Annotated in this window: 18 protein-coding genes and 1 pseudogene; 7 read left to right on the top strand and 12 right to left on the bottom strand. The window is 54.9% G+C overall.

Annotated elements, in window-relative coordinates:
* Positions 1-45: 45 nt before the first annotated feature.
* Entirely contained in the window at positions 46-3,651 is a 3,606-nt protein-coding gene (gene uca / locus ACQUTP_RS01880; protein ID WP_135712050.1) for an urea carboxylase, read from the top strand.
* Entirely contained in the window at positions 3,648-5,444 is a 1,797-nt protein-coding gene (gene atzF / locus ACQUTP_RS01875) for an allophanate hydrolase (protein ID WP_285755992.1), read from the top strand. Before uca ends, atzF begins: the two co-directional genes overlap by 4 nt.
* A 42-nt stretch (positions 5,445-5,486) precedes the next feature.
* On the opposite strand, the gene ACQUTP_RS01870 is transcribed toward atzF, so the two are convergent.
* Positions 5,487-6,125: a hypothetical protein gene (locus tag ACQUTP_RS01870; RefSeq protein WP_012968198.1), complete on the bottom strand. Its 639-nt coding sequence runs from the start codon at positions 6,123-6,125 to the stop codon at positions 5,487-5,489.
* 507 nt (positions 6,126-6,632) lie between these two features.
* On the opposite strand from ACQUTP_RS01870, the gene ACQUTP_RS01865 reads away from it, so the two are divergent.
* Complete coding sequence (locus tag ACQUTP_RS01865) at positions 6,633-7,424, top strand: HAD-IIB family hydrolase (RefSeq protein WP_428902335.1); 792 nt, start codon at positions 6,633-6,635, stop codon at positions 7,422-7,424.
* Between the two features lie 198 nt (positions 7,425-7,622).
* Entirely contained in the window at positions 7,623-8,243 is a 621-nt protein-coding gene (locus ACQUTP_RS01860) for a LysE family translocator (protein ID WP_049004084.1), read from the top strand.
* Between the two features lie 51 nt (positions 8,244-8,294).
* Here the strand turns inward: ACQUTP_RS01860 and ACQUTP_RS01855 are convergent, their stop codons facing one another.
* From ACQUTP_RS01855 to ACQUTP_RS01830, 6 genes and pseudogenes are all read right to left on the bottom strand, one after another.
* Positions 8,295-8,921, bottom strand: coding sequence for a helix-turn-helix transcriptional regulator (locus ACQUTP_RS01855; RefSeq protein WP_032456064.1), 627 nt, complete (start codon positions 8,919-8,921; stop codon positions 8,295-8,297).
* Positions 8,922-9,056: 135 nt separating this feature from the next.
* Positions 9,057-9,569 carry a fimbrial protein gene (locus ACQUTP_RS01850; RefSeq protein WP_032456063.1) on the bottom strand — a complete coding sequence of 171 codons (513 nt, stop codon included), beginning with the start codon at positions 9,567-9,569 and terminating at the stop codon, positions 9,057-9,059.
* A gap of 10 nt (positions 9,570-9,579) precedes the next feature.
* Complete coding sequence (locus tag ACQUTP_RS01845) at positions 9,580-10,587, bottom strand: fimbrial protein (RefSeq protein ID WP_080846707.1); 1,008 nt, start codon at positions 10,585-10,587, stop codon at positions 9,580-9,582.
* A 34-nt stretch (positions 10,588-10,621) separates the two neighbouring features.
* Positions 10,622-13,156, bottom strand: a complete 2,535-nt coding sequence (locus ACQUTP_RS01840) for a fimbria/pilus outer membrane usher protein (RefSeq protein WP_080841461.1) — start codon at positions 13,154-13,156, stop codon at positions 10,622-10,624.
* Positions 13,157-13,184: 28 nt separating this feature from the next.
* A pseudogene (locus tag ACQUTP_RS01835) lies at positions 13,185-13,863 on the bottom strand (fimbrial biogenesis chaperone).
* Positions 13,864-13,920: 57 nt separating this feature from the next.
* On the bottom strand, positions 13,921-14,451 hold the full coding sequence (locus ACQUTP_RS01830) for a fimbrial protein (protein ID WP_064183388.1): 531 nt from the start codon (positions 14,449-14,451) through the stop codon (positions 13,921-13,923).
* A gap of 440 nt (positions 14,452-14,891) precedes the next feature.
* Here ACQUTP_RS01830 and ACQUTP_RS01825 point away from each other — a divergent pair, with 440 nt between their 5' ends.
* Both ACQUTP_RS01825 and ACQUTP_RS01820 read left to right on the top strand, forming a co-directional pair.
* Positions 14,892-15,551, top strand: coding sequence for a winged helix-turn-helix transcriptional regulator (locus ACQUTP_RS01825; protein ID WP_049092266.1), 660 nt, complete (start codon positions 14,892-14,894; stop codon positions 15,549-15,551).
* Positions 15,552-15,617: 66 nt separating this feature from the next.
* Positions 15,618-16,247, top strand: a complete 630-nt coding sequence (locus ACQUTP_RS01820; protein WP_049092259.1) for a helix-turn-helix domain-containing protein — start codon at positions 15,618-15,620, stop codon at positions 16,245-16,247.
* Positions 16,248-16,348: 101 nt separating this feature from the next.
* On the opposite strand, the gene ACQUTP_RS01815 is transcribed toward ACQUTP_RS01820, so the two are convergent.
* Complete coding sequence (locus ACQUTP_RS01815) at positions 16,349-17,557, bottom strand: MFS transporter (RefSeq protein ID WP_428902334.1); 1,209 nt, start codon at positions 17,555-17,557, stop codon at positions 16,349-16,351.
* A gap of 103 nt (positions 17,558-17,660) precedes the next feature.
* Here ACQUTP_RS01815 and ACQUTP_RS01810 point away from each other — a divergent pair, with 103 nt between their 5' ends.
* Complete coding sequence (locus tag ACQUTP_RS01810) at positions 17,661-18,566, top strand: LysR family transcriptional regulator (RefSeq protein ID WP_049092257.1); 906 nt, start codon at positions 17,661-17,663, stop codon at positions 18,564-18,566.
* A 186-nt stretch (positions 18,567-18,752) separates the two neighbouring features.
* Here ACQUTP_RS01810 and ACQUTP_RS01805 read toward each other — a convergent pair whose 3' ends face one another.
* The 4 genes from ACQUTP_RS01805 to ACQUTP_RS01790 form a co-directional block, all read right to left on the bottom strand.
* Positions 18,753-19,181 carry a cell envelope integrity TolA C-terminal domain-containing protein gene (locus ACQUTP_RS01805; RefSeq protein WP_428902333.1) on the bottom strand — a complete coding sequence of 143 codons (429 nt, stop codon included), beginning with the start codon at positions 19,179-19,181 and terminating at the stop codon, positions 18,753-18,755.
* A gap of 142 nt (positions 19,182-19,323) precedes the next feature.
* Complete coding sequence (locus ACQUTP_RS01800) at positions 19,324-20,436, bottom strand: M20 family metallopeptidase (protein ID WP_080846705.1); 1,113 nt, start codon at positions 20,434-20,436, stop codon at positions 19,324-19,326.
* Positions 20,436-21,191, bottom strand: a complete 756-nt coding sequence (locus ACQUTP_RS01795; protein ID WP_080846704.1) for a glutamine amidotransferase — start codon at positions 21,189-21,191, stop codon at positions 20,436-20,438. Before ACQUTP_RS01795 ends, ACQUTP_RS01800 begins: the two co-directional genes overlap by 1 nt.
* A 14-nt stretch (positions 21,192-21,205) precedes the next feature.
* Positions 21,206-22,285, bottom strand: a complete 1,080-nt coding sequence (locus ACQUTP_RS01790; protein WP_080846703.1) for a phosphotriesterase family protein — start codon at positions 22,283-22,285, stop codon at positions 21,206-21,208.
* Between the last annotated feature and the right edge of the window lie 3 nt (positions 22,286-22,288).

Here is a 22,288-nt window from a genome sequence, read left to right as displayed (position 1 = left end):
AGACGAATTATTGCGGGACGACCCGCTTCGCTGTGAGTTCCGCTTATGTTTGATACCTTACTGATTGCTAACCGCGGGGCGATTGCCTGCCGCATTCTGCGCACCCTGCGCGCCATGCAGGTGAAGGGCGTCGCCGTTTACGCCGAAGCCGACCTGAGCAGTCTGCACGTCCGCGAAGCGGATGAGGCGCTCAGCCTTGGCGAGGGGCCGGCAGCGCAAACCTATCTGATGGTAGAGAAGATCATTGCCGCCGCGCTGCAGAGCGGCGCCCGCGCTATCCATCCCGGTTACGGCTTTCTGTCGGAAAACGCCGCCTTCGCCGAAGCCTGTGAGGCGGCGGGACTGGCGTTTGTTGGCCCGACTCCGCAACAGCTGCGAACCTTCGGCCTGAAGCATACCGCCCGCGCCCTGGCGAAGGCGGAGGGCGTTCCGCTGCTGGAAGGCAGCGAACTGCTGGCCGACAGTGAGGAAGCCTGCCGGGCGGCTGAGGCGGTGGGCTACCCGGTGATGCTCAAGAGCACGGCGGGCGGCGGAGGGATTGGCATGCGCGTCTGCCGCGACGCCCGCGAACTGAGCGAGGCGTTTGCCACGGTACAGCGGTTGGGGCAAAACAACTTCAGCGACGCCGGGGTGTTTCTCGAAAAATATATCGAACGCGCCCGCCATCTGGAGGTGCAAATCTTCGGCGACGGGAAGGGGGAAGTTATCGCCCTCGGCGTGCGCGACTGCTCGCTGCAGCGACGTAACCAGAAAGTGATTGAAGAGACCCCGGCGCCAAATCTGCCGGACGGGATGGCGCAGGCGCTGTGTAGCGCGGCCATTGCCCTTGGAAAAGCAGTGAACTACCGCAGCGCCGGGACGGTGGAGTTTGTCTACGACAGCGCGGCGCAGCGTTTCTATTTCCTCGAGGTCAATACCCGACTGCAGGTGGAGCACGGCGTGACGGAGCAGGTGTGGGCCGTGGACCTGGTGCACTGGATGATCGCCCTGGCGGCAGGGGATTTACCGCCGCTGAGCGAGCTGGCCGCCGGGCTACAGCCCCGGGGCCATGCTATTCAGGCGCGAATTTACGCCGAAGATCCTGGCCGCCAGTTTCAGCCTTCTCCCGGACTGTTAACCGACGTCTGGTTTCCACCGGCGGACGGCGCCACCCTGCGCATCGATCGCTGGGTGGAGGCCGGGTGTGAGGTGCCGCCGTTTTTCGACCCGCTGTTGGCGAAAGCTATCGTCTGGCGCCCCAGCCGCGATGAGGCGATCGCCGGCCTGGCGCAGGCTCTGGCAGAGACCCGCCTGTACGGCGTCGAAACCAACCGCCAGTACCTGCAGCAGATCCTCAGCTTTGCGCCGTTTACTGCCGGAGAACCCTGGACTCGCTGTCTGGAGCAGTTGCGCTACCGGGCCGATACCGTGGAGGTTCTGAGCGCCGGCACCCAGACCAGCGTCCAGGACTACCCGGGACGTCTGGGGTACTGGGCGGTGGGTGTACCGCCCTCGGGACCGATGGATGACCGGGCGCTGCGCCTGGGCAACCGTCTGCTGGGCAATGCCGAGGGCGACGCTGCGCTGGAGATCACCCTTAGCGGACCCACCCTGAAATTTAATACCGCCGTACAGGCGGTGGTCTGCGGCGCGCCGCTGGCCGTAACGCTCGACGGCGTCGACCAGGAGATGGACTGCGTATTCACTATTCCGGCGGGTGCGACCCTCAGGCTGGGGGCGATAAGCGGGCCAGGGGTCAGAAGCTATCTCTGCCTGCGCGGCGGCATTCAGGTGCCGGATTATTTGGGCAGTAAAAGCACCTTTACCCTCGGTCAGTTTGGCGGCCACGGCGGACGGGCGCTGCGCGCCGGCGACGTGCTGCATCTTGCACCTCCGGCTGAGACCACGGAAAGCGCGGCGCTTCCTGCAGGGTTGCGCACCGAGCTTGCGGCAGTGCGAACGCTGCGGGTGATCTATGGTCCCCACGGCGCGCCGGAGTTCTTTGCCCCGGCGTATATGGCGACCTTTTTTGCCACCGACTGGGAGGTGCATTTTAACTCCAGCCGCACCGGCGTGCGCCTGATCGGGCCCAAGCCGGTCTGGGCCCGCGACAGCGGCGGCGAAGCCGGGCTGCATCCGTCGAATATTCATGACAACCCCTATGCCGTGGGGGCCGTGGATTTTACCGGCGATATGCCGGTGATCCTCGGGCCGGACGGCCCAAGCCTCGGGGGCTTCGTCTGCCCGGTGACGGTGATCGAAGCCGATCTCTGGCAACTGGGCCAGCTTAAGGCGGGGGATAAAGTGCGCTTTGTGGCGGTGGACGTCCCCACCGCCCGGCGACTGGCGGCAGGCCGTCGCGCGGAGCTGGCGACCCTGCAGGCGCAGGACGTTGCCTGGCAGCCTGTGCCGCTTACCTCGCCGGTGGTGATGACCTGCGGCGACGCTGACAAACGCCTGGTGGCGCGCCTCTCCGGCGATACCCATCTGCTGCTGGAGGCCGGTGAGGCGGAGCTGGATCTGGTGCTGCGCTTTCGCATCCATGCCCTGATGCAGGCCCTTGAGGAGCAAGCCCGGGAAGGGATCATTGATATCACGCCGGGGATCCGCTCCCTGCAGCTGCATTACCAGCCGGAAACGCTGGCGCTGGAGACCCTGCTGGCGTGGGTCCGCGAGGAGTGGGCCACGGTCTGCATGAGCGACGATCTGCAGGTGCCTACACGGGTGGTGCATCTCCCGCTCTCCTGGGACGATCCCGCCTGCCGCAAGGCGATCGACAAATATATGACCACCGTCCGCCCGGACGCCCCCTGGTGCCCAAGCAACCTCGAGTTTATTCGCCGGATAAACGATCTCCCGGATGAGCAGGCGGTGTGGCAAACGGTGTTTGACGCCAGCTATCTGGTGATGGGGCTCGGCGATGTCTATCTCGGCGCACCGGTGGCTACCCCCCTTGATCCGCGCCATCGGCTGGTCACCACCAAATACAACCCGGCGCGAACCTGGACGGCGGAAAACTCGGTGGGCATCGGCGGGGCGTATCTGTGCGTCTACGGCATGGAGGGCCCGGGCGGCTATCAGTTTGTCGGCCGCACCCTGCAGATGTGGAGTCGCTATCACGAGGTGGCTGATTTTGCTGGCAAGCCCTGGCTGCTGCGCTTTTTCGACCAGTTGCGTTTCTATCCGGTCTCGGCGGAGGAACTGCTGGAGATTCGCCGCGATTTCCCGCTCGGACGATACCCGCTGCGCATTGAGCACAGCACGCTACGGCTGGCGGAGTACCAGCAGTTTCTCGCTCGCGAGGCGCAGAGCATTAGCGCATTTCGCAACCATCAGCAGCGGGCGTTTAACGCCGAGCGCAAGCGCTGGATCGCCAGCGGCCAGGCCCATTTCGACAGTCAGGAGGGCGCGTCAGAAGAGGCGGGCGAGGCGCCGCTGCAGCCGGGGGAGCAGGGGGTGGAAAGCCCGGTATCCGGTAATCTGTGGCAGGTACAGACCGCGGCCGGCAGCCAGGTACGTGCCGGCGATGTGCTGGTGGTGCTTGAGTCGATGAAAATGGAGATCCCGCTGTTGGCGCCGTGCGATGGCAGGGTTCAGCAGGTCAATGTGCAGCCAGGCAGCGCGGTGCGTGCCGGGCAGCGGGTGGCAGTGATTATTGAGGAGAAGGCATGATGCAGCAGACGTTTGATTTACGCCTGACGACCCTGGCGGCGAACTATCGTAACGGCAACACCACCCCGCGCGCCCTGCTGGCGGCGATCCGCCAGCGGGCGGAAGCGCTGAATCCCGAGTTTAATCTGTTTATTCATCTCCTGAGCGAAGCGGAGCAGGCGCCGTTTCTGGCGGCGCTGGAAGGCCATTCGCCAGAAACGCTTCCGCTGTACGGCGTGCCGTTCGCGATCAAAGACAATATTGACCTTGCGGAGATCGTCACGACCGCTGCCTGCCCGGCGTTTGCATACCGGCCGACGCAAAGCGCGACCATTGTCGCGCAGCTGATTGCGCTGGGAGCCGTGCCGGTGGGCAAAACCAATCTCGACCAGTTTGCCACCGGCCTGAACGGAACCCGTTCGCCGTACGGACGTTGCCGCAATGCGTACCACCCGGCTTACCCCTCCGGTGGCTCCAGCGCCGGCTCCGCGCTGGCGGTAGCCCTGGGTGTCGCCAGCTTCGCGCTGGGGACCGACACCGCCGGCAGCGGTCGCGTTCCGGCCGGGCTGAATAACCTGGTGGGGCTGAAAGCGACGAAAGGGGTGATCTCCACCGCCGGGGTCGTCCCTGCCTGTCGCACGCTGGACTGTGTGACCTTTTTCAGCGCTACCGCCGACGAGGCCAGCCAACTGCTGGCGCTGGTTGCCCGGACCGATCCGCAGGATAGCTACAGCCGCCGCAATCCTCAGTGGAACAGCCGGCAGGCTTTTGGCAGGCCGTCCGCCGGGTTTCGCTTTGGCGTCCCGCGGGAGCTTAACTTCCTCGGTTGCCGCGCCAGCGAAGCGCTGTTCGCCCAGGCCGTGCAGCGGCTGACGGCGCTCGGCGGCGTGCCGGTAGCGATCGATTTCGCGCCATTTCTGGCCGCCGCCCGACTGCTGTATGACGGACCGTGGGTTGCTGAACGCTATGCGGTGGCCGGACCGCTGATTGAGCAGCAGCTGGATGCCGTGCTGCCGGTGATTCGCGACGTGCTGGCGAAAGCGCCTGCTATCGACGCGACGGCGACCTTTAAGGCGATGTATCAGCTGCAGGGGTATAAAGCGCAGTGCGATGCCATTCTCGAGACGCTGGACTGCGTGCTGACGCCAACCGTTCCGCGCCCGGTAACGCTCGACGAGCTGGCGGCGGAGCCGATCGCCCGCAACGCCGATCTGGGCTACTACACCAACTTTATGAACCTGCTGGACTATGCGGCGGTGAGTGTGCCGTGCGGGTTTATGCCTGACGGATTGCCCTCCGGCGTCACGCTGTTTGGCCGGGCGTTTACCGATCAGTATTTGCTGAGCCTGGCCGACGCCTTCCAGCGCGCGGAGCGGCTGCCGCTGGCAGGCGGCGCGCGGCTGGAGAGCCCGCCGCCTGCGCATTCCGCAGGCCATGACCGGATGGCACTGGCGGTATGCGGTGCGCATCTGGCCGGTCTGCCCTTAAACGGTCAATTGCTGGCGCGGGGCGGTCGGTTGCTGCAGGCGACCCACAGCGCGCCGCGCTATCGGTTGTATGTCCTTCCGGATGGCAAGCGCCCGGCGATGGTGCGTGACGAGCCAGAGGGGGACGCGATAGCCGTGGAAGTCTGGGAGATCCCCAGCGCCGAGGTGGGGTCGCTGCTGGCCGCCATCCCCGCGCCGCTGGGGCTGGGACAGATTGAGCTGGCCGACGGCCGCTGGGTGACAGGCTTTATTTGCGAAGCCGGAGGGCTGGGCGCGGCCACAGAGATCACCGCCTGGGGCGGCTGGCGTCAGTGGCTGGCCAGGTAAACGGAACATCCTCTGCGGTAGCGCCGCAGAGGGAACCCTCGCTTATAACGGGCTGTTCTCATCGAGCAGGGTGACGCTCCAGACGCGGGCGTGCGTGTCATCGATGCGATAGTAGCTTTTCACGCTTGCCGTACCGCCGATGGCGTAGCCCACCAGAGCGACAATGTTGAGCTGATGCCCTTGCTTATCGGTAAACGCATAATACTCATCCAGCACATAACCGCTGGCGCTGGCCGCTGATTCCAGACGATCGTCCCTGGCTTTCAGGTCCGGGGTATAGTCGGCGATGGTTTTCCCCACATAGTTTTTGGCGACGTCCTGCTTTTCGTCATCGCTGACGATAAACGCCGCGCTGGCAGGAAAGTGCTGAACCACCTCAGCCAGGGTTGGTTTCGGCGCGGCAGAGGGGAATAACGTATGATCGATGGTGTAGGCCTGTAGCCAGCAGGAGAATAACGCCGCTTCCGCCGCACGGCCATCCGGGTCGGAAAGCCCGGGCAGCGCATCGACGGTCTCTCCCGCTTTACGCAGCGCAATGAAATCGGCACAGGAAGAGACCCGTGCCTGATTCTGATCGCTCAACACCAGCGTCAGGGGAGACTGGTTAATCTCAAGCTCGCCCGCCGCCAGCACCGGCGTGCTCAACAATAACGTCACCGCCATACCGATAAAATATTTCATCACATAGCCTCCATGAATATCGTCGTATCCTGATCCGAGGTGACAGGGAAAGCAAGCGATGGATGACGTTTCTTCCGCACGTCCGGGCGATGGCTCCCGGACGCCTGGCGACGGCCGGGGAGGGTTACTGATGGTGTGGGGCTGAGTGGCAAACATGCCGCCAGTCAGCAGGATCGCGCCTTCTCCACGCGCGGCCATCCGCGGAGAGACCGCTTTGATGGCGGCATACCCGGGTATTTATCGACACGGTATGCCAACAGCTGGCGTCATCCCCGCTGTGGCAGGACGAGTTGAAGCGATAAGCAGGGGTTGCCGATGGCGCGGGGAAGCACAAGGCTTCGAAGTAGTACGGAACAATAAATTAATCTTCGGCCAGATAATGCCCCTGCTGACTTTCTTCGTGCAGTAAGAAGGTTCAAATCTCTCGAGTTAATAAAGAATAACAAATACTAAATTGATATTAACGTTTATCAAAAAAGCCATTAATATCGCCAGCATGGAGGAATTATGAATTTAATTGATAACGTTAAGAGTGAAGAGCTACAGAATATTCGTTTTGTTTTAACTGATATGGATGAAACGCTGACTTATAAAGGCAGGCTGCAGGCCAGAACCTATCAGAGTCTGGAAATGCTACAACATGCGGGCATTAAGGTGATTCCGGTAACGGCGGCCTCTGCCGGCTGGGCCGATCAGATGGCGAGAATGTGGCCTGTTGATGGAGTCATCGCTGAAAATGGAGGATTATTTCTTACCAGAAATACCATCGAACATGGCATTAACAGGTACTTCTGGCATGAAGACAAATATCTTCTCAATCGAGAAAAAATCAGCCACATCCTTCTCAAGATTCGCCAGAAATACCCCTGGGTTGAAGTGTCTGACGATCGGGATTTTCGCCTGACGAGTATTGCTTTCAAACTTCCCAAAAATCATGAGCAGACCAGACAGCTCATTGACGAATTAGCGGAAAATAATTGCTGCTATACCATTAATAATCTATGGGTACTGGGGTGGTTAGGGGAGTATGACAAACTCGTCATGAGCAGAAAGGTGTTAAAGCATTTTTACGCACTGGAAGAATCAGATGAACAGGCATCGGTTTTCTACAGTGGTGATTCGCTCAATGACGCCCCCATGTTCAGCTACTACAGCAAAACGTTGGGAATGAACACGATCAACGACATAGCGCAAGTTATACCATCATTGCCGCGCTGGATAAGTCAATTTCCAGGTGGTGAAGGGTTTGTTGATGGTGCGAACAGAATTTTAAATGCCAAAAGGGCAAGCATCAGTTAAGTTGCCTTCTCCGCTCTGGCAGATGGCAACCGGATCCATTGGTAGCAACAGGTCCGGTTGTTGTATGCGTTGGATAGAGAGCCTCATAGGGGACTTGCCGTTATCCAGGCGGAACGCCATCCACGTTGAATGGCTCATCATTCTTGTTGCAAAAATGTGAACGCTTCAGTAGCCTTGTCTCTCTTTCGGAGACAGGAAATGCTCGTCACGGATTCACTTCTTGCTTACACCCTCGCTGCCACACTGCTTACCCTGACGCCAGGTCTGGATACTGCTCTTATCCTGCGCACGGCGACCGCTGAAGGTGGACGCAAAGCCTTGCATGCCGCGTTAGGCATTGATCTCGGATGCTTTATCTGGGGCGCCGTGGTGGCCTTTGGGTTAGGGACGCTTCTGGCGGTTTCTGAACTGGCTTACACCTTGTTGAAATGGTGCGGCGCGGGCTACCTTTGTTGGCTGGGCATCCAATTGCTTCTGCACCCGCGCCAGCAATTTAACACCACCCTGGCAGAATCCACTACCACCAGTAACTGGTTTCTGCGTGGGATGCTGGGGAATGTGCTTAATCCCAAAATGGGCGTTTTCTACGTTTCGTTTTTACCTCAGTTTATCCCCGCCGGACATTCACCTGTCAGCTGGACCTTTCTGCTGGTCGCTATCCATGTATTAATTGGTACGCTGTGGTCGTTAACGCTGATTACCGCCACTCGCTATGCCGCGGGCATCCTGAAAAAACCGGCCGTGGTGAAATGGATGGACCGGACGACCGGCTGCCTGTTTCTGATATTCGCCGCGAAGCTGGCGATGAGCCGGCGGTAACCATGCAGGGGCTCGCGCCCCTGTGTCAGTTGCCTTCTCAGCGCATTGGTATCACTGGCTAACTTTTATAAAGCCATTTGGCCAGTCGTTATTTTTTGTCAGTTTATTGAGCAGAAGCATTAGCTCATAATCGTTGCGTAAGTTAAATTTACTCATGACCATATATTTATGCGCATAGACCGTTTTCTCACTGATCATAAGCTCATCGGCAATTTGCGTTACCGACATCCCCTCATATAAACAGATCATGATGCGGATTTGCTGCGGTGACAATTTGGTCGGCTGACAGTCAAAACATGACGCGGGTGACTGTCGATAATTTGTCTGCTGCAGCCGGTGCCAGGCCGTATGTACTGCTCTACGTAACTGTCTCACGGAATGCCGGCGAGAGATAAAGATAATATCCTGAAAGCAAGAGGGGAGCGCAGAGGCTCGCATATCATCATCAACAAAACCAATCACAATGCCTTTTTTTCGCTTCTGTAGTTCAGGGCAGCAAATAAAACATTCGCCTGGACATAATGCCAGCACAATGACGTCTGCTAGCTGAACGCTTTCTGACGTAAAGTTAAAATTGAAATCAACTGTAGTATTGTGTTGGGAAAAGAAATCACTAAAAAAAAAGGTCAGGCCACATTGGAAGAGGGTATCCGACTCTTTTATTACAATATTAACCATTTACCATACCGAAACATATTTATTAAGCGCTCCTGCATTCGGGTAATCATAGACGCAGCACATTATTTCACCCTGTTAGCTTCCTGAAGGGGATGATGACTAACGCGCCTATGACCCTCTATAGCCAGCGCCCCATCAGTTGTATTGCATTGTTAAAACGACGACGGCGCGAATGGAACCTGGTGTCGGCCTTCCCGCCACGGAGGTCACCATGGCTTTCATCGGTATCGTCGCCGTTCTGTCTTCAGCTATATTTTGCGTGATGCTGGATCCGCTGCCCATCAACAGACCCGTTGTGGCATCAGACATCGCAATGGCCACGCGGGTTGCCGTGCCGCTGTTTTGGTAATAATTCACGCCCGCTTCCGGGTCAGGCGTTCCGCTAAAACGGGTCGTCACGCTCAGCGTGCCCGGCGGACAGCGGGTAAACAGGAGATGAAAAGTAACCGGATCGGAAGAAGACCCGGGGGTGAACATGTTTGTTGCTTGGATATTGCCAAGATCAACATTCATATTTTCACTACCACCGTTAAAGACGCAGGGCGCAGCGATAATACGCCCGGTGACTTTGATATCTACATTGTCTGCGGACATTGCAGGTAATACCATTGCGCATGCCATCAGCAAGATTAGTTTATTCATCTTCATTTAACAGCCTTTATTGATAGGTAAGACTCAGCGTTGCGGACGCATTTGCGATGCCGGTGGTTACCGTTGTATTGGTCTGATAGTAGCGTGCGGTTAACGGGAACATCTCCTGGCCGCCATTGGTTCTCTTCAGAACAAGATTATTGCCAAGGATTAGAGGGGTATTGTTATAAACCAGCTGCACGCCAACCCCCTGTGCGACGCCTGCGCTTCCCTGACCGGTTAACGCCAGCACGGTATTATCACTGACGTCAGGATTCTGTGCGCCGGAGAGCATGACGTTAATATTGGCTCCGGCATCACAGTCCAGAATGAGATTCTGCGTTTTCTGCGCATTAGCGGGGGTTAATCCCACCGTAGAACCAAACTCAGTGACCAAAACGTCACCCAGTTCAAATACAATATTCGATGTTGTCACCGCACATGCCACCTGGGTAATAGATCCGGCCCCCGCATTCACGGGAATCTCAGGCGCTTGTTCTCCGCCGAGATATTGCATCGTAAAGGCGACAAACGATGCCAGTTGCCCCGTTACTGAGCCAGAGGTAATATCACCAATCTTCCAGAATTGTATAACTGGCTGATAATCGTGAATAACCAGTTCTCCAGGGTTTGATGACCAACTGGACATTGAAGCGTTACCGCGGTCAATATAATCGGTGCCGCTAAACGTCGACGCGCCTGCTTTGGAGTTCATGTAAAAGCCAAAAGAAATACCCACCCCAGGCACATTGGTTTGATAAACGCGCCGCGCGCCGTACGTCGCGACATAGGGTAAAATAGCGCTTTTCATTCCTGAGCTTGACCCTTCATTGCCGGTGGTGACGCAGGTATAAGCATGTGCTAAGGAACCATATATCTCATTGCTTATTGCTTGCCCAACGGGAACATCGCGCTGAACAATAATATTGCCATAATTCACGGTATAGGGAGAGCCGATGTAAGTATAATCACAACAGAAGCCCGTCAATGGAAACAACAAAGCCAGCATTAATAATGCAGATCGGAAAAGTCGCATATCTATGCACCTGATTTAAAAATTTGGTTCAACGTTAACGGCAAACAGCATTATCGATAATCACATCGTTATTCTGCTTCGTCATGTTTATCGCGTAATAGACCCTGCAGGTGTTTGCGGATTGATTTCCCCATTTCACGATCAGGTTTACCTGGGGATCGAGCCCCGTCAAATACACCTGTCCGCTATCACCAACGATAAAGCTGCTTGGTTCTGCTCCTTCAATGCTGGCCATTGCGCCAAACGGCACTAACTGGCCGTTTCGCTGGGTCAAGGTCATCAACATGCGAACACCGACGCTTGCCCGATAGTTCGCCCTGACAATCGCGCCACGCGTAGGGACCACGGTTTTGACCGTTTGTTCTAACTCAACGTTAGCCGGTAATGTTTCAGTGATTAATGACACATCATTTTTGCGATAAGGCATTAAGTTAGAGGCAACCGTATATCCGCGATAATCGGTTGTCGCTCCAGTCATATTCTGGATGCCTACGCCGGCAGCCCCGGGGGCGGCAATCAGCACGTTGGTTTCGCCCAATGGTTGAGAGAACGTCACGCCATTGGCATGCGCAACCACGCCTCCCTGAATCCCATAGTTCAGACGATCGGTATTTTTGTCATAGCTGTACCCGGCGGTGATTTCACCATAGGTGCCGCGATAATCACCATTCATGTTGCCGGTATAGGCCACGTCGTGAGTGCCGTAACCCTGTTGAATATTCCAGTTGAGCGCATTATTCGGCAGAGCAACACCATTTAACCCAGCGCTGTGTGTCGTACCGTTATTCTTGCTGGCATTCATGCCATAGTTTGCCCATGTCTGCGGCAACAGTTTTTCCAGTGGAATACTGATATTCAGCGCCAGCATCTGGTTTTTATCGTCGCTCTGGGGTGCGCTGTACGTTCCCGCGCCCCCATTCTTACTCAGAGTCCAGGTCAGGCCATAACTAATACTGTGCCAGTAGTTGTTATACCCAACGCTCCATGATTCCATCGCCTTACCTGAGTTCCAGTAATCTTCACGTGCGGCGTTCAGCATCAACGATCCCAGACGGTCTCCCAGCCCCTGGCTCAGCGTCAGCTCAGCACGGTTGCGGCGTCGGTCCTGAAGCGCATGACTGTCACCGTAAGAATCCAGGACCTCTTGCATGCCATAGTAGCCGCTGGTCGAATAGCGGTAGCCGGCAATCGCGAAGTTGGTGCCCGTTGCGGCAAAATTTTTACTGTATCGAGCCCGCCATGATTGCCCCCTGGTTTTCGGCATATTTTGCGGCGTGGACCAGCCCTGGGTGATGTCGCTGGAGATAGCGCCAAAGTCACCCATGTTTTTACCGACGCCCGCGGCGAGCGACTGGTACTTACTCGACTCCTGCAATCCGCCGTAAAACGTAAAGCCGTAGGGCAAGCCGAGAATAACGCTCATCTGAGCAAAGGGCGTTTTGTCCACGCTGCCGTTGTACGAACGATATTGGCCGCCCGTTAACGCATATTTTATTCGGCCTTCACGCTGTAATACGGGAAGGGAGGCAAATGGCACGCTAAAGTGCTGCTCGCTGCCATCAGCCTCTTTAATAGTGACATCAAGATCGCCGGCGCCTCCGGTAGGATACATGTCCGTGATTTCAAAAGCGCCCGGTGCCACAAAGCTCTGGTATATCTGATAGCCATTCTGGCGAATTATCACCTGGGCATTAGTCCGGGCGATCCCACGCACCACTGGGGCATAGCCCTTGAGGGAGTCGGGCAGCATGTCATCATCGGAAGCAAGTTGTCCTCCCCGGAAAGGCATACTGTCGAACACATCTGCCGGGGCAGAGCTGTCACCCAGCGTGAGCTGAGACTTTAACGGGATTATCGTACGTTGAGCATAGGTATAAACCGTCTTCCACGCATCATGACCCTGTGAATCTCGCGACCAGGTGGTGTAGTTTCTTAACCGCCAGGGGCCAATGTTCAGACCAGGACGCAGGTTGGCATACTGATTATCGCTGGTGCTGCTGTTGTTATTTTTGGCCCAGTTATTCGCCCCACTCAGACTGTAGTTGAGCAGGGCGGCGTTAATGCCTTGATCCCAGCGATCCGGTGGCACCGATCCGCGCGCTTGCGCTGAAAGTGCCGCTTGCGGAATGCTCAATACCAGACGTTGCATGGCAAACTGGAAATCCGTACTAGCCTTGGGAATCGCGGACAGGTTCGCACAGGATGTTTCACCCTTTAACGCGGGAAAAAGGCCCGTCTTGACTCCCCAGCTTTCTAATTGCTCAATGGATAAACAGGGGACTAATTTATCATCACCGCCAGGCTCTTTCAGCAACACAAACCTGATATCGCGGGTATCGACTAACCGATCGTCCAGGACGACATCGACATGATAATTCCCGGGGGCTTGCGCGCCAGATTCAAAACCAGAAAGATCGACTTTTTCTGTCCCTGGATTATCCAGTTCAACCAGTTCTGGGTTAAAAAAATCGCGACTATAGCTATTTTGTGTATTACCGAAGAGCGCGATGGTTATCAATAATGCCAACCGTGGAGACCGTGCTTTTATATAATCCATTGCCATCATCATAAATCCCACTCAGTGTCTTTGCGCCGGTCTACAGACTGGCTTTGTGTTCTGCCCCGGGACTGCCATAATCATTAATAATTTTGAATGTCACTGGCCCGCCCGTTACGCCGGAGGGTAAATCGAACATCGCGGTACTGCCGGGTAATACATAACTGACATCTGGTAATTTTTTACCTGATAGTGAAATCTCGTTAAAATTCATGACATGCTGAGTCGGATTGTTTACCTGTATCTTATTACCAACACGTTGCCAGCGTAGTTTATCGACCTGTTCTTCAGGGGAGGCGCCTTTCATCGCCGCCGGACGGTAGATAAGTTTAATTCTGGTTTTAATGGCAATTTGCAACGTATTGTCAACCTTAGCTGCGGAGGGGATGGCTTTTATATTAAGCCAAAACAAGCTCTCTTTATCCTGAGGTAAGGCTCCGGTGGCAACAATGCGCTCGACGTTTTGTTGGCCATTATTTAGTCGATATAGTGGTGGCGTAATGATAAAAGGCGCCTTTTCGCCACCCCCCCCCAGGTGTTTCGATCCACGACTGGATAAGGTAAGGGGTTTTATCAGGGTTATTTATGCCAATCGAGGCTTCTTTTTTATTACCATCAAAAATGACGCGCGTACCACCAATAACGACACCGGCCTGAGCAACGGATACGCCAATACTCAATATCGTGATGGTAAGCAAGATACTGCCAAGAACATTCATTTTAGACCTCTGAAATATGGGGCCGTATCGACCCCATCAGCATTTCTTGAAAGAAAATTAGTTATATACAATGGAGAAGTTAGCAACAGAGTTGGCCGTACCCGGCGTTACTGATGCCGTGGTGGAGATATATTGCGCATAGAATTTCAGCGTATTGTCCTGGGTACTGCTAAGTATGTAGTTATAGCTGTTCTCACCGTGCAAAGGCAGGTCGACTTTATCGGCGGTCATCAGGTTAATCGCCACCCCTGACGCCGCACTGGAGGTTGATGTATCAATAGCCAGCAGGTTAGGGTTGGTCAGATCGGGGGTGCCATCAAAGCGTACTTTGGTCGAAGTCACCGTGGTTGGGCAGTTTTTAAGTACGATATTAAAATCCTTTGCAGCCGCTTTTGTGCCACTGCTCGGAAATTCAGTTTTATAAAAGTTACCGAGATTGACCTGCTGGTTTTGCGATGCCACATCGACTTCACAGGCAGTATCCAGAATATTGCCGACGAAATTCACGGTGCCAGCGGCAGCAAAAGCGTGAGACATAGACAGCGCTGCAGTTGCGGTCAAGGCAACTAAAACAAGACTTTTTTTCATTACTTTGTTTCCTTATTAACTTTGTTTGCCATTTATATTCAGGCAATAGGGTGCCGATGAGCGTTACACTCTTTTTGTACCAGTGCCTTAATTTTCACTGTGCAGCATGGCAGCCATAAATAATTACGGTAAGACCATGAACTGTTCTGCTGACTGGCTAAAATTTATCTAATCATTTTCTTAAACTCAAATGTTTTGTGGGTCTATAAGTAGACTCCCACTTAACGAATAAGCAACATTTCTTCTTTTTTATCATGCTTATTAAGGTCCGGTCTATTTTTAGACTCAAAGATCATGGGACACAAAATCAATAACTTAGAATGCATCTTTTGAGCGGTCTACTTTTAGACCCCAGGCCAATATTTCGCGGCTTCTTAATTTTTAAGATAATTCTTCGGTCGATCAATAAAGCGATCACAGTTGAGGAATTGAGGCTGCATATGAACACGCGCTTAACCACCCCGGAAAACCAAGATAAATCAATTACCCTGGAATTAAAGCCATTCCGGCACATCGAGACTCTGATAAAACATGTGTTGCCAGCAGCAGAAAGAGTAGTGATCGGCAGAGGTGAGGTCGTGCATTATTATAAAGATGATATCCGGCAATGTTTTTTACTATTGCAAGGTAGCGTCGCGCTGCACCGTCGCGGCGATGGCATTGTATTAAATTCTGAATCATCACCGTTTATTCTGGGCGTGAGTAGTCAGTTTTCCTCAGAGCATCTTTATGTGAGAGCGCTGGAGACGTCAGAGATCGCCCGGGTGTCACTGGATTGTTTTAATCACATCGTGGCGCAACTGGATCTATGGGAGCATTTTTCGAAACTCCTGATTTACACGGCCTCCCGGGTGTATGAACATTGCGCACAAATCTCGCAGATGTCGGCTTATGACATCATCCGCTTTCAGCTGGTTGAGCTTATGCAAGAGCCGGATGCGATACGGCAACAAATTACGGCTGCAACCTATATTAAAAGCCGAACCTATCTTTCACGGAGCGGGATTATGCGGATTCTGGCAGAGCTGCGAACCGGGAAGTACATCACGATGGAACGGGGTATACTCCTTGATATCAACCATCTGCCTCGAAAATACTGACGATGAGGATACCCGCAACAGGAAGTCAGGCTATAATCAGACAGGTCAATCTTAAGGTTATCGGTTATGTCCTCTTCAGCAAAACCTCACAAAGGTTCACCCTACGCGCAAGAGCTGATTTCTCACTTACAGCCATATTGCACGCCACGTAAAACTGAAAGAGGGGAGCAACTGGATTTCAAGGTGAATGGCCAGGGGATGTGTTACCTGATCCTTGAGGGAACCGTAGCGGTTTATCGCCGAAACGATAATATGATGCTGTCCACTGCGCGCAGTCCCGCCGTGTTTGGTCTTGCCAATCTGACGGATATTTACTTCGATGATTACATTAAAACTATCAACTCCTGCGTGATTGGCGAGATCTCCACCGCTCGTGTTCATGACATTATTAAAGAAAAGTCGTTATGGGGGCTGCTCTCAAAGCAACTGATGTTTGTGTATGGCCGACTTTACAACAATGTGATGCCGCAGGGCGCACCGACGGCGTACGAGATGATCCGCCAGCAGTTGCTCAATTTAATTGAAGAAGATGAGAGTTATCGCGCCGCAGTCACAGCGGAACTCTACATCCGCGAGAAAACCCATCTTTCTCGCAGCGGCGTCATGCGCATACTTGCAGATTTAAAAACGGGTGGTTTTATCGAAATGGAAGAGGGAAGACTCATTAAAATCCATAAGCTTCCCGCCAGGTACTAAATTCAGACCCCGTCAGACAAAAAAACGCCCCTCATCTCCATTTAGCGACCACACCAGGGTCAATGATAATTTTTAATGCCCAGGGCAGGGCGCGCCATGTTCTACCCAGTGGTGTGCCGATCGGGCGGGATCGTCCGCTTAGCTAGTTTTTTTTGCAAAATGATGATAATAATTGGGGATCCTGATGCGGAAATTGCACATAGCGCCAGCAACGTGTCCATATTCTGGAACGCCATGCGATGGTCAGGTAACAGAAAAGCGGACAGGAAAAATGCGGCAGTCGTCATCAGATACATCATGGACGTCTGTAATGAAGAGAATCCCGCTCGTTGGTTGTTATCAGGAAACTGAATCGTAACCGCCGAAGATGAAACCAGACGACTGTAAGCTGCCCCGAGAAATAACGTCATAAACAGCGCCGGATGCGGATAGCCCAGGAAGGGTATCAGCAAGCTCAGAATAAAAACGAGGGTTGACCCGGTCGCCAAACTCAAGGCAGAAAAACGAGAGGTTAATGCCCCTGTCATTCTTGTAGACAGATACCCCGCCAGTCCCCCGCCGAAGAACAGCCAGGGCAGCAGGCCTTCAGAAGCCCCCAACAGCTGCGTCATTAACGGCGCCAGAACAGGAATGATCAGCATTGGACTAAACTGTACCAGCGCATTACCGGAAGCAAACAGTAAAGTATCAACATCGAGGGGCAGCGCGTAAGACGTGTCGAAAGTGACGGGGTCCTGAGGGATGGCAGTGACGATGAATGGCAATGCCAACAAACAGAGCGTGCTGATTAACCACAACGCGACATGCCAACCGTAATGAGTACACAAAAATAATATAGCGGGCATCCCCACAACGCTTACCAGCGAAAATGACGCAATCACCGTCGCCAACATTTTTCCGCGCAAGTCAGCCGGCGTGTGGTTTATCAAAATACCGATCCCCACACCCATTGTCGTCCCTCCAACCAGCCCTGCGAAGAATCGCAAGGTAAGAAGAAGAGGAAAACGGGTTATGAATGTTGTCAACAGTGTCGCTATGGCTAGCAGCACCATATTAGCGATAAGAAAACGCTTCTTATTGCAACGGTCAACCCAGTAAAAGGCGATAATTCCCGACAGGACGGCTCCAGAGGTGTACATACCGGATACATAGCCTGAGAAGGAGACGGGAACAGCGAAATCCGCGGCCATAAATGTAAAAACAGGACTGAATATCATATATTCCAGCGCGTTAGTAAACTGCATAAAAGCGATGACCAGCGCTATCCGTATCAGCGCCTTTTGATTAAATGTTGTGGTGACCCGTGGCATAGCAAGCGACCTGTTGATGAAAGATAACCTAGCTTAACTACTATCAAACTTATCGATTAGATGGTAAAAATGGCACTCATTATTATCATATGTGGGATAGTTGATGCGGCCAGTTCTTGATTTTAATGCGCTGAAAGTCTTCATCGCTGTAGTTGAAAGAGACAGTTTTGTTGGGGCTTCGAAAGCCCTTGAAATGCCGGCATCAAATGTGAGCCGTTGCATTGCTCAGCTAGAAGACAAACTGAATCTTCAGCTTATTGAACGCAGTACCCGACATATGAAACTCACTCAGGCGGGGCATCTACTCTATACCCGGGCGAAGCCATTACTGGAAGCGCTTGAGCAAACTGAAACCGAATTAACGTTGCGGCAAATGCAATTCAAGGGGCCACTACGTATCTGTATTCCCAATGAAATCGGTCCTGCACTGCTGGGCGCTATTGTTGCCGATTTCGCCTGTCAGCATCCGGACCTGGAGATAAGTTGCGTCACCAATTTGTCTGGTTATGAATCCCTGCGCGATGATCTGGATCTCGCTGTCATTGTGAGTCGTGGTCAGATGGATGACAGTGACTACATAGCCCGTCATCTGGTGACCATCCCTTGCACCATCGTTGCGGCCCCCTCCGTTATCCAGCGTTATGGCACGCCTTCTCGTATACAGCAATTTGAAGAATTGCCCTGTATTACAACGGTAAATGCGCTTAAAGGCGCTCCCTGGCAGTTTGTGAATAAAAAGGGCGGATTCGAGACGATTAAAGTTAACGGTCGTTATCGGGTCAACAGCGGGGAGATGGCAGGGCGAGCGGCCATCTCAGGCGTCGGTTATGCCATCCTGTCGAAACAAGCCTGCCAGCCCTATATTGACGATGGCCGGTTAATCGAAATTGAATTTGAACAATCGGCGGCCCCCTTGCAATTGTTCGCCCTGTATTCCGATCGGCGTTATTTGCCGGCAAAAACAAGAGGGCTTATTGATTTCATGTATCAGAGATTGAGTCATGAATAAGAGGCCATCATCAGCGCACCTGGATGCGCTGTCCCGTTCAGCCGGCGCTCTTGCCGCTCATCACCTCGACTCAAGCACCATTGAATCACTCCTCGCCGATCGCCAAAAAGCGTCTGTTAAGGAGGCTGTCAGCTTATCTTTTTAGCCATTGCCCTGGCGATGGCCGGGGCGCTTTCTAGGGCAAGCTCAGGCCTTCAAGTCCAGAACGACATGGCTGAATGTTTGATAAGTTTTTTCATCGGGGGCAGGCGGAATTTTGGCGACTTTCAGCGCGGACATCACCTGCGCGCAGAATGGCCGATCGCCGTTCTCGACCGCCGGATCCTGCACCGTCCCGTCACGCTGCAGGGTAAAGCGCACCGAGCATTTTTGCCCTTGCCAGGAGCCCGGCTGGTCTATGTTAGCGAAGATAGCCGCCTGGATCCGCGCCAGATAGCGTGAGGCATTGGCCTGCGGTGACGTGTCTGCACGCGTTTGATAATCGCGAAGTATCTTATCCACTTCTGCCGATATTTGAGCGTCTTCGGCGCTGTCCGGCGCAGAAGCATGACCCGAACAGGCGGAAAGGAGTAAAGAGAGGGTGCAAACGAGCACAGCGTTGATTTTCACGGACATGGTAAGCCTCCTTGCTGGTGGTGAAACATTTCGTGTACGAGGCGGTTATCCTCTGTTATTCCGCGAGATTATTCAAACGCTGAATGCATCATGCTCGTTTTAAGTGACACTGTCACACATTTTTGGCTTTCGTCGCGGACGGTTAGGCCATCCAGTCGCGGATCAGGTCACCGTATAGCCGTTCTGCCTCCGCCAGTCGGCTGAGCAGGCAGTACTCGTCGGTTTGATGCGCCATCGACGGCTCGCCGGGGCCGAGAATAATACAGGGCGGATCGCCCAATGCAGGCAGCAGCAGCGAGGCGTCGGTAAAGTAGGGCACCACGCGCGGCGTAATCGGCTCAGCGTGCAGCGGCTGACAGCGTTGGTAAACCTGCTTAATCCATGCATGATCCTCCCGGCTCAGGACCGCAGGCAGGTCGACCAGCGTGGTGACCGTAACGCTTTCGCCCAGCAGCGTCGTCAAGCGCTCCCGGATAGCGGCGTGCTGTAAATTGGGCGCGCTGCGGATATCGACATCAAAACGCGTGCGGTCCGGTACGGAATTAATATTGAGTCCGCCTTCTATGCGTCCGACGTTGAGGGTGGGTTGCTTCATTAGCGGATGCGGCGCGCCTGGCGAAAAATGCTGAATCTTACCCAACGCATCCGCCGCAAGATAGATAGCATTGATCCCCAGCTCCGGCATCGCGCCGTGGGCGGTTTTCCCCCGCGTTTCGCAGCGCAGCCAGAGCGCGCCTTTATGGCCGATAACCGGATAGTTGGCGGTGGGTTCACCGACGATCAGCGCGCCCACCTCCGGCAACGTTGCGGAGGCGATCAGCGCCCGCGCGCCGTCGCAGCCGGTCTCTTCTCCGCCGGTTATCAGCAATACCGCGCCGCGTCCGGCGAGGATCGCTTCCCGCTGATGAACGCAGGCGACGGCAAACGCCGCTATCGCCGCTTTCATATCGCTGGATCCGCGGCCATAAAGACGCCCGTCTTCCATCTGCGAGCCAAAAGGATCGTACTGCCAGCGGGCATTTCCCAGCGGGACGGTATCCAGATGTCCGGTAAAGGCCAGCGGTTTACCGCTCTTCGCCCCGGGAAGGCTGGCGATAAGATTGCAGCGTCCCTCGCCGAACGACGACAGCGAAACCTCAAAACCGCTATCGTCAAGCCAGTCGGCGAAGAACCGCATGCAGTCAGCTTCGCTGCCCGGCGGGTTAATGGTGTTAAAGCCCAGCAGCTGCCGGGCGAGCTCAAGGGTCGTGGTCATCAGCGGCGTTCCGTCAGCCAGTCGAGGCAGTTAATCCATAGCTGGCGATAGCCGGGCCATTTGGCAAACTCTTCCGGCAGCCAGTGCGCCGACATGTCGCTGGTCCACACCAGCGAACGACCCTGCTGATATTCGCGAACAGCCAACAGCGGATGACCGGTACCGGCCACGCTCGCCAGCAGTTTGCCTTCCGGGTGCATTTCAACTTCGTTATAGCCCAGCAGCCACGGCCATTCGCCCGGAATATCGTTAAACAGGGGGTGAGACTCCGTCACTTCGGCATAGCAGCCTTCCGGGGTTTCAATGCGGTCGTCCCAGGCCAGGCAGCGTACCGGCAGCACTTTCTCCACCGCGGTATTACGGTAGCGTGCGCCGCCGTTGATCCCCTGGAAGCTGTAATAGCCGCCGATCATCATCAGCGCCCCCCCGCCGGCCACGTAATCATGCAGGAGCGTTAAACGGTTGGCGGTTCGGCGGCTCTTCAGCCAGGTGTCCGGATGCAGCAGCAGCGTATTGGCGCCAATGTCCGAGAGAATAATCGCATCCCACTCCTGCAGCGCTTCCAGCGTCAGCGGAAAGTCGGTCGCCGCCGCGTGGGCGGGCATATAGGTAATGGCATAGGGACTGTCGGCGAGCGCGGCCAGAAAGTCCGTTGCGCCGGTGTGCCAGGTGGCGGTGGCAAACTGGTCGAAGCCTTTAACGTGCGTTGACGTGCTGGTCCAGGACTCACCGACCAGTAAGATTTTTTTCTGCATGATGACGTTTCCTTTTATCCGCCAAAGACCCGCTGGGGGTTTCCAATCATTAAGGTTTCAAGTTGTTCGCCGCTGACGCCGTGGCGCCGCAGACGCGGAACAAAATGCTTGAGTATGTAGCCATAACCGTGGCCGCCGTAGCGGGTGAGCATGGTTTTCAGGAAGACGTCCTGCGACAGCAGAATGTGCTGGATGTAGCCGTCGTCAATCAGCTCGCGGATCGCGCGGGCGTTCTCCTCGTCGGAGGGCGACTGCGCCGACTCGTCGGCGTAGTAATAGCTCATGCCGATCATGTCGTATTCGAGAAACGCCCCGCGCTGTGCCAGTTCGCGCTGGTAGCGCTTATCGGCAAAGCTGGGATTCATATGGCACAGCACGGTATGGCGTAAATCGGCGCCTTCCTGCTCGAGAATATCCAGCACACGATGGCCCAGCCGCTCCCAGCCGGGCAGATGGACCTCGATCGGCACGCCGGTCGCGGCGCTGGCCCGACCCGCAGCGCGCAGGGATTTCTCCTCATCCGGCGTAAAGCGGCTGGAGATACCGATTTCGCCGATGAGCCCGGCGAGCACCTCCGGTTTCTCCTCCGCGCCGCCAAGATCGTAAATCAGCCGTTCGGTCAGCTGTTCGACGCTGCTGATTTTTACCCACTCAGGGTGCGAAGCTTCCAGATAGAGCCCGGTACCCATAATGATGTTCAGACCGGTCAGACGCGCGATGCGCGCCAGCGCTTTCGGATCGCGGCCAATGCCGATATTGGTCGGGTCGACCACCGTTTCTCCGCCAAGGGCTCGATATTTAGTCAGCTCGTCAATCGCAACGTCGACATCAAACAGCTGACAGTTATCGCGGCTCATCAGCGGGTTAAGCGACAGTTCGCCAAGGTTTTCCATTTTCACCGGCATTTCGGCAAGATGGCGATCGCTGCAGCAGCAGGGTGGCACCCATTTGCCGGAGGCATCCAGCAGAATATGCTCATGCATCAGAGTAACGCCCATTTCGTTAATCGGTAGTGGGCCAAGCACAGTCATTACATAACCGCTGCTGACGCCAACCGGCAGCGGGGAGGGATGGCGAAAAATTGATCCTTTCATCAG

The organism is Klebsiella sp. 2-CIP_Kleb., from assembly GCF_050378715.1.
In the GTDB taxonomy this organism is placed as follows: domain Bacteria; phylum Pseudomonadota; class Gammaproteobacteria; order Enterobacterales; family Enterobacteriaceae; genus Klebsiella; species Klebsiella quasipneumoniae.
The sequence above is the reverse complement of the archived record's forward strand: the minus strand, read 5'-3'. Positions and strand labels throughout refer to the sequence as shown.